This window comes from Streptomyces sp. URMC 127, from assembly GCF_051386535.1.
Classification (GTDB): domain Bacteria; phylum Actinomycetota; class Actinomycetes; order Streptomycetales; family Streptomycetaceae; genus Streptomyces.
Genome location: NZ_JBPQTW010000001.1, coordinates 37434 through 49856, shown reverse-complemented (window position 1 = coordinate 49856; position 12423 = coordinate 37434). Strand labels below are relative to the sequence as shown.

Genomic DNA, 12423 nt, shown 5'->3' with positions numbered 1-12423 from the left:
ATGCGGTCCGCCTTCCTCGCTCCGCCCCTGGAGGGCGGAGCGAGGCCGGGCATGGACCGGGGCGGGAGCGCACAACCGTCAGCGGATGTACTTGATGGTCCATTGCTGGTTCGGCAGGCCCTGGTAGTCGTTGGTCACGACCGGAGACTCGTTCGCGCCGCCCCATCCGCGGTCGGGTTCGAGAGCGCGGCCGAAGAGGTTCGCGATGCGGGCCGGGCCGGACTGGTGCGCCGGGTCGACGTACCAGAGCTGATCGACGTTGGAGAAGCCGCGATCGCAGGTCGACAGCCACGTCGCCCACCCGCTCGGGCCCTGCGCGTAGCCCGCGAGGCATTCGCCGTTCCTGCGGCTCACCATGTGGTAGCGGCCCCGGCCGTCGGCGACCAGGTCCCACAGCTGGTGCGCCTCCGTGGTGCAGTTCCACACCCGCACGCGGTCGTCACCGTACGGGAAGCCCATGCAACGGCCGGTTCCTTGGTTTCTGACCTGGAACGGACCGACCCCGGCCGGGGCGGCCGCCGGGGCCGTGCCCGAGGGTGCCTTCGGCCCGGCGGCCCCGGCCCCCGGAGCTGCCGCCGCTGAGGCGGTCGCGATCAGTGCCGCCGCGATCACCACAAGTCGTTTACGTAGTTTCACGAGTTCCCCCTCTGGTCTGACTGGCCAACTGGCCAGCTGTCCGGCTGTCCCCGAGGCCGTGAGCGCAGGGTCTCGTGCCGTGCCCCGCTCGAAGAGGGATTCGCGGTGAAACAGCCCTAATGGAGGATGTGAGGGCCGCTGCCGTACTGGGGTGCGGAGGCACCGCGCATCGCGCTGCCCTCCGGCCGCGGTGCTTGCCTGTTCGGGGTCCTGGTACGACGATGCCGGCAGTGAGCCCCTCGCAGGGCGCCGTTCACAGGGCGCCGCTCCTCGATCACCGTGTGACTCAGGGAGGCACCAGCCGTGATCACGTTGACAGAGACGCTCGCCGTGGACACCGTGGATGAGTTCCTGACGAGTGAGGAAGTCGCTCGCCTGTCCCGGGTGATGGACAGCTTCATCCAGCAGGCCGGCTGGAAGCCCGCCTATGTCGGCGAGGAACTGCGTGACTTACCCGACGAGGTTCAGGAAGCCCTCCAGGCCGCAACCTTGCGTCACTTGCCGGAGATCCGCCGCACCTTCCCCTCCGCCACGGGGTGCTCGCCGTGGCAGCTCATTCAGTTCGGCGCCGGTGAAGGTGCCGTGCGCCACCTCGACGGCATCGGCGAAGACCCGCTCACCACCCCCCGTCACGTCGCCCGCGTCGGTGTAACTGTCCAGGAGGCGCAAGCCGGCGGTGAGTTCTTCTTCGAGACCACCTCCAGCCCTCACCTGTGGGACCCCCGCTTCCGCGAAGAAGCGGCACCCGGCTACGCCGACGGCATGCGCTTCACCCGTATCGCACCCCACGACAAGGTCTCCCGGCAGGCCCCGGAGACCGGCTGGATCCACGAGGTCCGCGGCGTCCCCTGGACCACGCCCGCCGGCGCGGGTACCGCCATCGTCTACGGCGCCCAGCTCATCCACGGCATCACGCCCGTCACCGAAGGCCGCTGCCGCAAGTTCATCACCGGCCTGATCGCCGGAGACTGACCCCCTTCTTCCCTCCTTCTTCCCTCCCCGGCGCCGAGGCCGCCGGACCGGGCCGGAGCGTGCGGCGCGCGGCTCGGTGAACGCCGTCTGCGTGCGCCGAGGAGTGCGTGCCGCCGCGTGTGCGAGGCAGCCGCGCTGCCGGAGCCGGTTGAGGCGGGGTAGTCCCAGTGTGCTCCAGGGGTAGGCACAGGGCCCGCAGGCTGCTCCGGGCGGGCCGGAGCACGCCGTCGATCCACGGGGAGATGTGGATGCTCGCAAAGGCGCGTTCTCGCGTGGCGTTGTGCGCCCTGGCTCTGTTCGGCACCTCCTTGGTGTGGTCCCCGGTGGCGGCCGCCGGAAGCACCGGCGAGACGGCGTTCGTGTGCTCGGGGAAGGAGAGCGGTTCCTTCGCTCCGGGCCTCGGGCTCTTGCCGAGGCCTACCCGTATCGAAGCCGACGCTCGGTACACCTGCTCCGGCAGGCCCGGCCAGGTCATTCCGGCCACCGGGCATTTCGTGGGATCGGCGAACGCCTCCTGCATCGCGGTGAACAGCCCCACCGGCCGGGAGAAGGTCCGCTACGCGGACGGCCGGGAGTCGGTCATCGACTACACGACTTCGACCGTCGTCCGCCTCAGTACGGTCACCGTCGTCACCCTCCACGGCACCGTGACCGAAGGCCGGGGCAAGGGCCGGACCGCACGACGCACCGTCGCGACACTGGCCACTCGGGTACCGGCGGCCGACTGTCTGCTGCCCGCCCCTGTCAACCATGCCGCAGGCGGTGTACAGCTGGACGTCGGCCCGGCCTGAGCGCTCTACTCCACCGGAAGTCCGTTTCGGCCCCGTCCGCGCACAGCAGCGCGCGCGTCGGACAAGCTCACATCACCAAGCGCCTCAGCACAGGCGGGTGCGGTAGCAGTGCGTGATGTACGGCATGGTGATCTCTGCGGCGTCGGCCAAGGCGGGGTGGGTGGCGCAGAATCTGCGGACTTCGGTGAGGAGCGCTGTCCGCTCGGCGAGCGGCAGGGCGATGACCGAGCTCCCGGAGGCGACCAGGTCGATGAGCTCGCTACGGGTGAGACGATCGCGCCATGCGACGGTACGGTGCTCGACCGGCGCGAACGGCAGCGCGATGCTGTCGACGCCTACGCCGACACTGGGAGTCCCTGGAACACCGTGCGGGTGAACGATCCGGTCGAGGCTCGAAACCCAGTCCTCACGCTCGTCGGGGGTGTTCCACACCAGGCTCAACGTACCGTGGCGGGTCAGCGTTCGAGCGACTTCGGGCACGGCGCGTTCTGCATCGACCCAGTGCCAGACCTGAGCAGCGACCACGGTGTCCACGCTGTGGTCGGGCAGGGGGATGGCTTCGGCGGAGCCGGCCAGCGCGGGAACGTCCGGGAGGTGATGAGCGAGTACCGCGCGCATCTGCTCGTCGGGCTCGACCGCGATGACATCCAGGCCGCGTTCGCGGAGCTGACGGGTCAGCTTGCCGGTGCCGGCACCGAGGTCGAGGATGCGGCGCGTGTCCCCCGGCACCATCCAGTCGATCGCCTGAGGCGGGTACGGCGGGCGCCCGCGCTGATAGGCAGCCGCAGCAGCGCCGAAGGAAAGGGCCTGCACGTGCCGGTCGCGCTGGTCCATGCGAGTCTCCCTGGAGGCCGGACCGGAGCCGGAGTACGTCAGAAGGGGCCGGGGGCGTGGAGCCGACGGCCCGCATGACGAGGTTATGAGGCCCGGTGAGCCGCCCGCGCGCTCCGCCACGCCGCGTTCCACGGAGCACTCGTTGGAGAACTCGTTGTCCTCGGGGTCGCACAGTGCTACCCACCCCGTTCCACGGGATCCGCACAACCGGCAGTGACCTGGCGCGTCAGGAAAGTCACGCCGTCACCCGACCACGAATGCCCGCCGGCGTCCAGAGGCAGCACCCGGCAGGGCCGCCGCACCCATACACTGCCCCGGCACCAACGTTCCACCGACGAAAGACAACACCGACATGTCCGGCGCACCACCCACCCCATCGCCCTCCAGCCAGGCTCCCGGCCCCCAGGGCGAGCCCGCACCGAGCGCGGGGCGGCGCCGGTGGCGGTCGACGCCGGCGCGGCTCGGGTTCCTGGCCGGTGTGCCGGTGGCGGGCCTGGTCGAGCCCCGGTTCAGCGCGGCGGTGCTCGTCGTGGCCCTGGTCGTGGTCTGGCGCCGTAACCCGTGGCCCCGGGCGGGCCGGATAGCGGCGACGGTCGCCGCCGTGGCCATGCTGGGCGCGGTGGTCCCCGACCCTCCGAAGGCCGGCGGACACGGCGCCGTGGCCGCCCACAAGAACAAGACCGGCGGCGCGTCTCCAGCCACCCCCGCATCACCCACCGCGCCACGGCCGACAGCGGTGAAGGCAGCAGCCTCTCCGGCTCCGGAGTATCGCGGGCAGCGCCTGGACGTCGCGTTCGGCAAGGCACGGAAGGCCGGGTACTCCGTCACCCAGCACGACGCCTCCGACCAGCACAAATCCATCATCGCCCGGTCCTTGTGGACCGTGTGCTTCCAGGAGACGGGCGGCAGCCCCGACCGGCCCTCCCTCGACTTCGGTGCCGTCCACACGGGCGATCCCTGCCCGAAGAAGGACGGCGAGCCCGTCCCCTGGCCGGTCATGCCCGAACTGGTGTGGAAGACGTGGCCGGCAGCCCGCGCTCAGGTCGTCGCGCTGGGAGTGGAGAAGGACCACGTCCGGGCCCGGGCTGCGTATCGCAATGACACGCTCCCGGCGGAGGGCGCGTACGACACCTGGAGGGTGTGCACACACGACCCGGCCGAAGGCCGCCGGCTCCCCCGCGACACCTGGGTGACGCTCTACCTCTCGTCGCAGGACAACGGCTGTCCCGAGCCGGACCGGGCGAACGGCACCTCGGTGGACCTCCCGGACCGTGACGACGACGGCGACCCCGACTACCGCGACCCTTTCCCCGGCGACCACGACCGCAATACGGCCTTCCCCGACGGCCACCGCCGGGAGGGGGGCGACTCCGGCAGTTCCCACCACCGTGGTGGTGGCTTCAGCGTCTGCCGCCACACGCGGTGGTGCTGAGGAGCTACGGCTCCTCAGCAGTGTGTCGGAAGCGAGACAGGAGCGGCATGCGGCATAGGCTCCGGCATGCGACATAGGCTCCTCCCCCGGGGCGGGGCCCGGGGCGGCGTGCTGTTCCGTGAAGGAACGCGGCACGGCCCGGGTCACACCCTCGAACCCGTCGTCGCGCCCATCGCGCCCGTCGCACCCGTCGCACCGTGATGTGAAAGAGCACTGCCATGCCGATGCGTGCCGACAGCCGGCTGCACACCGTCTCCTTCGGGCAGGTCCTCAGCGGGTTGCGCGCAGGCGGTCCGCTGGGCCTGATGGAGCGTACGGGTCAGCAGGCCCAGGGAGCGCCGGCCCGGCTCGATCTGGGTGCCTTCCGGCCCCTCCTCGTCACCCATCCCGACCACGTACGGCACGTCCTGCGCGACCGCGGCGAGAACTACCGGAGGGGCGCGATGATGTGGAAGCCCTTGGGCCGGCTGACGGGGCTGGGCATCGCGGGCGAGGGGCCCCGCTGGCAGGCGAGCCGTGGCCTCTGGTGCAAGGGCCTGTCGGGCCGCTCCGCGCACGCCGCCGTCGAAGCGACGGCCCCGTCCATTGCCGGCGCGGTGACGGACTTGGAGCAACGTGTGGCGGCCGGTGCGACGGTGGACGCCGTAGCGGAGATGACCCGCATCGTGCTGCGGATCGTCAACCCGGTGTTCTTCGGCTCGCGCATCCCCCAGTCGCAGTGCGACCGGCTCGCCGCCGCGGTCACCGTCGCCTTCGGCTCGCTGCTGTGGCGGATGGCGCTGCCCTTCGTACCGCTCGCCGTGCCGATGCCGGGTGACCGCGCCTTCGGCCGCGCCACCCGTACGGTCAACGAGATCCTGCTGCCACTGATCCGCCGAGCACGGCGCACTCCGCGCAGCGGCACGGACCTGATGAGCCTCCTGCTCGGGGGCCGGGACGCGGAAGGCCGGCCCCTGAGCGACGAGCACATCGCCCAGGACGTCGTGGCCCTCTTCGTGGCGGGTTCGGAGTCCAGCGCGCTGACCTTGACCTGGCTCTGGGTCGCGCTGCAGGAGCATCCCGGGGTGGTGGCGGAGCTGCGCCGGGAAGCCGACGACGTGCTGGCCGGCGGACCTCCCCGGCGCGAGCACGTACGCGAACTGGTCCTCACCCGGCGCGTGCTGGCCGAGGTCTGCCGCCTGTACACGGTGGCATGGGCGGTGCCACGGACGGCCGCCGCGGAGGACGTCATCGGCGGAGTGAGGGTCCCGGCCGGCACCACACTCGTCCTCTCCCCCTACCTGACCCACCGGCTGCCCGAGTTCTGGGAGCATCCGCTGCGCTTCGACCCGGACCGGTTCACCGAGGAGCGCGTGCGCAACCGGCATCCGCTGGCGTATCTGCCCTTCGGTGACGGGCCTCACCAGTGCGTCGGCCAGTCGTTCTTCCTGCAGGAGGCGGCGCTGGTCGTGGCCACGATGCTGACCCGGTTCCACATCGCGGTCGCGGGGCGGGTCGTGCCCAGGGCCTCGGTCGCACTGCGGCCCCGGGACCGGGTCGGCTTGGTGCTCACGCCGCGCCGATGACCTGTCATACGGCTCCTTGCGCGCGGCTCACTACGCGTCCGCCGTCCGCTCGTCCGTCCGCCGTCAGAATCGGTCCCACCACCAAGCCACCGAGGGAATCGCCGGTGGTGTGCCGGAGCCGGGTGCGGCCGGTGTGAAGGAGCCGGTGGTGACGACGGCTCCGGGGTGCCGGCCGTCGGGGTTGGTGTAGCGCCCGGCGCGCAGTCCCCATTCGATGTTTCCGCGGATCAGGTGCGAGAGGTGATCGAGGCGTAGCCGCAGGGGCTCGCACGCCCGGGGCCGCACCTGGTCCCGCAGCCGGACGAAGCGCAGGGTCAGCCGGTTGCACAGGTCCACGGCCGCGGCCATCGCCGCTTCGAAGCCCAGGCCGCGCTCGGCGGCCAGGATGTCGACGAGGTTCAGCCGGCACTGCGAGGGCTGCGGGTCGCGGGCGGCCAGCCAGCGTTCCTTGCCGTAGGAGAACAGGTCGTCGTCGAAGGCCGCAATGGTGAAGGCCAGTTCGTCCAGGGCGCGCACCGCGGGCGCGTCCAGCGCCTCGGCGGGGATCTCCCGCCCGTCGATGATCTCCATCCAGCTGGTGGTCGCCGTGCCGGCGGCGGTGTGCTGCCGCATGTGGGCGTAGTCGTCCAGCGACGGCGTACGGTCGCGCAGGCGGCAGCCGATTTCCCACAGCACACCGAGGAACCAGGCGCGGTGCCCCTCCACCATGCGCCGGACCTGCACCGGCGTGCCCGCTGTACGGCAGCGCGCCGCCAGGTCGCCCGCCGCCGCGAGGAACGGATCCATGGACCCGGGGGGTGTCGTTCCCGGTGCTTCCAGTACGCGCATCAGGCGCGTGGCGAAGCCGGTGAAGTCGCCGGCGCGCGTGCCGGCAGGTCCCTCGTCGCAGTGCAGGTCATCGAAGGCGAACATCAGTGCGCACCAGTCCACCGCGACCTGGAGCCGGTCCGCCGGCGCCAGGGGCATGATTCGCCCGTAGAAGCCGCCGCAGTCGTTGCCGGTCATGCGTACGCGTTGCACGCCGTCCAGGCACAGGCCGTACCCGTTCATCCATGCCGTTGCCCGCGCGTTCAGCCGGCCAGCGTCGGGGTGCTCGGCGGAGGGCAGGGGGCAGTACCGCGGCGGGATCTCGACGCGGATGGTGCCCGCGACGCGCTCTCTCGCGATGCCCCGCTCCGTCGTGATGTCTCGCTCCTGCGTGACGTCGCCGGCCGCCGGGGCCAGGGTGCCGCCGCTCGTGCCGGTCACGGCAACAGGGCGTAGGAGAGTGACTGTGCCGCCTGGCTCACGTCACCGCCTGCGGTGGCGTCGAACACCGTGCCCTCGGCGGGCAGCGGGCTGGTCCCGAAGGCGTCCTTGAGCGCGTTGCCCCCGCCCCGGCCCAGGCCCAGGGACGCAGCGCCCTCCGCCGTGCCCCGGGTGAGATCGACCTTGGTCTTGTCCAGCTGGAAGTCCAGGGTGAGCAGGTCGATCCGCTGTTGCGCCGCCCGCGCCCTGCCGCTCGATGTGCCGGCCGGCGTGGTGGCCGATGTGCTTGCCCGCGTGCCGGCCGACGTGCCTTCGATGGTGGCCCTCCCGTCGGCCTTGCGCGTGCCGAAGTTGAACTCCACCTCCGTGAAGGACAGCGTCCGACCCGTGGACTTCGTGAACGTGACGCCTCCGTCGGCCGGCACCGATCCCGCGCTGAGGTCCATCGCGAACTCACCCCGCGTCAAGGGCATGCGGACGCACGTGCGGCCGCCGACGTTGGCCATCACCGCAGGGCTCTGCGCGCCGAGCGTCACCCCCTGATCGGCCAGAGCCTTGCTTGCGGCCGGCGTCGGGCACAGATCCGCCTGCGCCTTGCCGACCTTCAGCTGCGGAGCGGGAAGCACGCTCGGCGTGATCCCCGTCGCCGCGCCGGCCCAGGACAGGGCGAAGCCCGCGGCGGCCACCGCGCAGCCCAGCGCCACGGCGCGGCCCCAGGGCAAGGACATGACGACTCCTGTCGACGTACGTGCGGAGCGTCGGCGCTCTCTCTCCGACACCGGCCCCGGTCTCTCACGGGACGGGCTCTTCCTCCACGCGACCACGCCGCCGGGCCGGGGACTACCGCACGTGGGCCACTCGGGTGACAGACCGGGCCGGTGCCGTCGGCGGGGCTTCCTCGACGGGTCGCAGCCGGCCCGCTGTGACGTCCACCCGGCCCCCGGTGAGGCGGGGTCCGGCCCGGTCGATCTGCTCCGGCGTACTGGGCATTCCCCGCTGTCGCCGGCCGCTCCGGGCGGCTACGCAGTGGCGAGCGCAGCCGGGGTCATCCGGGCCAGCGCGGTGCGCAGGGCGGCGTTGAACCGGTCGGGGGTCTCCTGGTGCGGCATGTGTCCGACGCCGGCAATCACGCTGACCTCGGCGCCGGGCGTCAGGGCGGCGCAGGTCCGGGGTACCTCCAGGGGGATCGCGGCGTCCAGCTCACCGTGGATGTAGTGGATCGGCACCTGCAGCCCGGGCAGTGCCGGTCGGGGGTCGTAGCCGACCGCGGCCGCCTGGTGTTCGTCGATGTAGACGCCGGAGTCGAGGATCTGGCGGACCGTCCAGTCGATGAGGGCGGGCGCGGTGCCCGGTGCGTACCAGCCGGGCACCCAGGCGGCGACCGTACCGGCGCGGTCGCGGCGCAGATTTGCCACGAGTTCCGCCTGTGCCCGGGGCTGCGTGGACGGCCAGTACCCCGGCGCGCCCACCGGGATCACGCCTCGGATCAGGCCGGGGTGTTGCACACCCAGTTCCGTGGCGAAGGATCCGCCGATCGAGGAGCCGACGACCACGGGCCGGTCCAGTCGCAACGCACCGATCAGCGCGACCAGGTCGCCGACCACTTCCGCGACGGAGTTGCCGTGGGCGGGGTGGGTCGATCGCCCGCAGCCCCGCCAGTCGACGGTGACGACCCGGTGGTCCCGGACGAAGTCGGGCAGCTGAGCTCCCCAGGTCCGGCCGCTGGTGCCCCAGCCGTGCAGGAACAGCAGCGCCGGGCCGGTCCCCTCGTCCTCGTAGTGGAGCGTGGTGCCGTTGACGTCCAGGCCGGGCATGGTGGTTCCCCTCTTTCTCGTGGGCCGCGGAGGCCGTGTGCGGATGCCGTTCGCGATGTCCACAGCCAATCGCGATCACGTCCGGCGAACAATGAGCGATCCGCGCCTACACTGATCACGAACATTGATCAATGCCGGTCACGGCGGACGGGTGGGGGGCAGGGCAGCACATGGAGCTGCGTCAGTTGCGCTACTTCCTCACCGTGGCGGAGGAACTGCACTTCGGCCGGGCCGCCGAGCGGCTGCACATCGTGCAGTCCGCGGTCAGCCAGCAGCTCCGCCGCTTGGAACGCGAACTGGGTACGGAGCTCTTCGCCCGCTCCACCCGCACGGTCCGGCTCACCGAAGCCGGCGAGCGGCTCCTTCCCTACGCCCGGCAGATGCTCGCCCTCCAGGCACAGGCCCGGGAAGCCATCGACGACCTGCGTGCCGGACAGGCCGCGACGGTACGCCTCGGCACCAGCACCGGACTGGGCGTACGGCTGGACGCCGTGCTCACCGCGTTCACCCGGCACGCCGCCGGCAGCGCCCAGCTGGAACTCGTCACCGGCAGCACCGATGAACGCCTTGCCCGGGTGCGGGCCGGCGACCTGGACGCCGCCCTGCTGCGCGGCGAACGTACCGACCCCGGGCTGGAGTTCTTGCCGTTGTGGCAGGACGCGCTCATGGCCGCGCTGCCCGCGGGCCACGAGCTGGCCGCCCGGGAGAGCGTCGAACTGGCCCGGCTCGCGGATCTGCCGCTGCGGCTCTCCCCGCCCTCCCGCAACCCCGCGCTCCACGACCTGGTGATGCGCTCCTGCAGGGCGGCCGGCTACACGCCCGTCGCGGGGCCGGAGTTCACCAACGACCAGGACACCCTCGCCGCCATCGGCTACGGCCGGCCTTCCTGGACGGTCTTCTACGCCCCGCACGCCGCCCAGCTCCGGTCCGTTCCCGGCGTGGTGTTCCGCCCCCTGAGCGAGCCGGTACCCCTCATGCAGACCTGCCTTGCGGTCCGGAAGGGGCCGCCCCGGGCAGCGCTGCGTGCGCTGATCGAAGCCTGCTACGAGGCAGCCGACGGATCGAATATTCCGTGCCGTTCCGGCAGCGCAGGTGCAGACTCACTCCATGACGGACATGCAGGCGTTCCGGGACGCGGTGACGGGCTGGGCGAGCGGCGGCCCCGGCGGGCCGGCGAGTGAGCTGGCTGTGAGACTGAGGGTGCGGACAGCGGTGCTGCTGGAAGGCCCGAGCGACCTCGCGGCCGTCGAAGCGCTGGCGGCACGGCGAGGCCGGAACCTTGCCGCCGAGGGGGTGTGCGTCGTGCCGATGGGCGGGGCGATGAACATCGGCCGCTACGCCGGCCTCCTCGGGCCGCCCGGCCTCGGCCTCCGCCTGGCCGGACTGTGCGACGAAGGCGAGCAGCGCTTCTACGACCGTGGCCTTGAGCGGGCGCGGGCGTCGCCCCGGGGCTTCTTCGTCTGCGTGAAAGACCTGGAGGACGAGCTGATCCGCGCGCTGGGCACGGCGCGAGTGGAGGAGATCGTACGGGCCGAGGGCGAGCTCCGTGCCTGGCAGACCTTCCTGCACCAGCCCGCGCAGCACGGCCGGCCGCGGCATCAGCAGTTGCGGCGCTTCCTCGGCACGACGAAGGGCCGCAAGATCCGCTACGGCCGCCTCCTCGTCGAGGCCGCCCACAACCGGGTACCAAGACCGCTCGACGACCTCCTCTCGGCCCTGTAACCGACGCCGGGGGGGCGCGGCCCACAGCCGCTCGGTTGTTGACGATTCGCCTGCAGGAGGAGTGGAGGTGCCGGTGAGATGGAGATGGAGTACGGCCGGCACTGCGGCGCAACACTGCTGATGCTGCGGTCGGACCCGCGCGGCTTCTACAGGGGCCGGCGGCTGGTCTGTTCGGTGGCCGGCAGTCGGCGGGTGAAGACCTTGCCGCCTGCCTCGAAGAGGGCGGTGGCGCCGCGGCCGTCCAGGGAGAGCGAGTTGGGCGACCAAGAGCTCTCCAGGCCGGCTTCGGTCATGCTGATCCGCTCGATCCGCCCGGTTCGCAGATCGCGCCGGAAGATGTCCGCCGCCTGGTTGGTGTCGCCGGGCACGAGGTTGTCGGCGTCCGAACCGAAGATCACCCAGCGGCTGTCGGCCGTCATGCTGCCGCGGTACGCCTCGTGGCCGGTCCGGGTGCCGGGCAGTGGAGGGCCGGCCTTCGTGGTCGTCCCCTGCCGTAGGTCCCGGACGTAGAGCTCGACGTGTGAGCCTCCCTCATCGCTCCCGTCGGCGCTCCCGTCGGCCTCGAAGACCCTGAACATGGCGTACCGCCCGTCAGGGCTCAAAGTCGCGTTCGGAAGCGCGTCACGCAGCACGCCGGCGGGGTCGATGCCGGCCCCCTGGATGCGGCCGGTGCGCGCGTCGTACACGTAGAACGGGAAGGTGCGGCGCGGCGGTGGGGGCTTGGGCACGGCGAGGCCGGGTCCCTGGTCTCGCGGCAGCAGGTTGGTGGCCTTGGAGCGGAATCCGATGACGGCTCCGTCCGCGCTGATCATCGGGTCTGCGGAGCCGCCGTCGGCCGGGGAGCCGTCCGCGCCGGCCGTGACCAGGCGGGTGGTTCCCTTCCAGCGGTCCGTGACGTAGACGTCCCGCCGGTCCAAGGTGTACGTCACGTACCTGCCGTCCGCGCTGATGGCGGGGCTCTCGGCGTTCCGCGCGCCGGAGGTGATCAGTTCCGTGCGGCCGGTCCTGCGGTCCCTGACGAAGATCTTCCAGGCACCCTCGGCCGGCTGTCCCGGCACGACGCCGCCCGCGTCGGAGCTGAACGCCACGTACCGGCCGTCGCCGCTGATGGCCGCCTCACTGGTGGATCCGTCCAGTTGCGAGCCGTCGTCGGCGACGCTGACCCGCTCGGTGCGCCCGGTGTGCAGATCCCGGACGAACACGTCGTACAGGCGGTTGGTGTCGCCCTGCACGAGGTTGGACGCCAGGGAGGTGAAGAGGCCGTACCTGCCGTCGGCACTCAGCCCGCGTGCTTCCGACCAGTTGTCGGGCTGGGCTCCGCCGAGTCCCACGTCCACCTGCGCGATGTCGTCCCGCGCCGGGGCTGCCTGCGCCGGCAGCTCCGCACCCATCAGGAGGAGGGCGGCGGC

12 protein-coding genes are annotated in these 12423 nt (G+C 71.9%); 6 read left to right on the top strand and 6 right to left on the bottom strand.

Going from position 1 to position 12423, the window contains the following annotated elements; translation table 11 throughout:
* Positions 1 to 78: 78 nt before the first annotated feature.
* Positions 79 to 612 carry an RICIN domain-containing protein gene (locus ACSNOH_RS00255; protein ID WP_436719167.1) on the bottom strand — a complete coding sequence of 178 codons (534 nt, stop codon included), beginning with the start codon at positions 610 to 612 and terminating at the stop codon, positions 79 to 81.
* 327 nt (positions 613 to 939) lie between these two features.
* Between ACSNOH_RS00255 and ACSNOH_RS00250 the strand changes: the two genes are divergently transcribed.
* Entirely contained in the window at positions 940 to 1608 is a 669-nt protein-coding gene (locus tag ACSNOH_RS00250; protein WP_436719062.1) for a hypothetical protein, read from the top strand.
* A gap of 248 nt (positions 1609 to 1856) precedes the next feature.
* Positions 1857 to 2399 (top strand): hypothetical protein, encoded by a 543-nt coding sequence (locus tag ACSNOH_RS00245; protein ID WP_436719061.1) that lies wholly within the window; start codon positions 1857 to 1859, stop codon positions 2397 to 2399.
* An 84-nt stretch (positions 2400 to 2483) separates the two neighbouring features.
* On the opposite strand, the gene ACSNOH_RS00240 is transcribed toward ACSNOH_RS00245, so the two are convergent.
* Positions 2484 to 3233, bottom strand: coding sequence for a class I SAM-dependent methyltransferase (locus tag ACSNOH_RS00240; RefSeq protein ID WP_436719060.1), 750 nt, complete (start codon positions 3231 to 3233; stop codon positions 2484 to 2486).
* A gap of 352 nt (positions 3234 to 3585) precedes the next feature.
* Here ACSNOH_RS00240 and ACSNOH_RS00235 point away from each other — a divergent pair, with 352 nt between their 5' ends.
* Together ACSNOH_RS00235 and ACSNOH_RS00230 are read left to right on the top strand one after the other, a co-directional pair.
* Positions 3586 to 4665 (top strand): hypothetical protein, encoded by a 1080-nt coding sequence (locus tag ACSNOH_RS00235; protein WP_436719059.1) that lies wholly within the window; start codon positions 3586 to 3588, stop codon positions 4663 to 4665.
* A 218-nt stretch (positions 4666 to 4883) separates the two neighbouring features.
* Positions 4884 to 6230, top strand: coding sequence for a cytochrome P450 (locus tag ACSNOH_RS00230; RefSeq protein ID WP_436719058.1), 1347 nt, complete (start codon positions 4884 to 4886; stop codon positions 6228 to 6230).
* Positions 6231 to 6293: 63 nt separating this feature from the next.
* Here the strand turns inward: ACSNOH_RS00230 and ACSNOH_RS00225 are convergent, their stop codons facing one another.
* The 3 genes from ACSNOH_RS00225 to ACSNOH_RS00215 form a co-directional block, all read right to left on the bottom strand.
* Positions 6294 to 7478 (bottom strand): terpene synthase family protein, encoded by a 1185-nt coding sequence (locus ACSNOH_RS00225; RefSeq protein ID WP_436719057.1) that lies wholly within the window; start codon positions 7476 to 7478, stop codon positions 6294 to 6296.
* Positions 7475 to 8206, bottom strand: coding sequence for a hypothetical protein (locus tag ACSNOH_RS00220; protein ID WP_436719056.1), 732 nt, complete (start codon positions 8204 to 8206; stop codon positions 7475 to 7477). The genes ACSNOH_RS00225 and ACSNOH_RS00220 overlap by 4 nt, the downstream gene beginning before the upstream one ends.
* 291 nt (positions 8207 to 8497) lie before the next feature.
* A complete protein-coding gene (locus ACSNOH_RS00215; RefSeq protein WP_436719055.1) occupies positions 8498 to 9292 on the bottom strand; it encodes an alpha/beta fold hydrolase in 795 nt (264 codons plus the stop codon).
* 170 nt (positions 9293 to 9462) lie between these two features.
* Here ACSNOH_RS00215 and ACSNOH_RS00210 point away from each other — a divergent pair, with 170 nt between their 5' ends.
* Both ACSNOH_RS00210 and ACSNOH_RS00205 read left to right on the top strand, forming a co-directional pair.
* The gene (locus tag ACSNOH_RS00210; protein WP_436719054.1) at positions 9463 to 10473 is read left to right on the top strand and encodes a LysR substrate-binding domain-containing protein; all 1011 of its coding nucleotides are present in this window, start codon (positions 9463 to 9465) and stop codon (positions 10471 to 10473) included.
* Positions 10400 to 11014 (top strand): TOPRIM nucleotidyl transferase/hydrolase domain-containing protein, encoded by a 615-nt coding sequence (locus tag ACSNOH_RS00205; protein ID WP_436719053.1) that lies wholly within the window; start codon positions 10400 to 10402, stop codon positions 11012 to 11014. The genes ACSNOH_RS00210 and ACSNOH_RS00205 overlap by 74 nt, the downstream gene beginning before the upstream one ends.
* Positions 11015 to 11160: 146 nt before the next feature.
* Here ACSNOH_RS00205 and ACSNOH_RS00200 read toward each other — a convergent pair whose 3' ends face one another.
* Positions 11161 to 12405 carry a hypothetical protein gene (locus tag ACSNOH_RS00200; protein ID WP_436719052.1) on the bottom strand — a complete coding sequence of 415 codons (1245 nt, stop codon included), beginning with the start codon at positions 12403 to 12405 and terminating at the stop codon, positions 11161 to 11163.
* Positions 12406 to 12423: the final 18 nt, after the last annotated feature.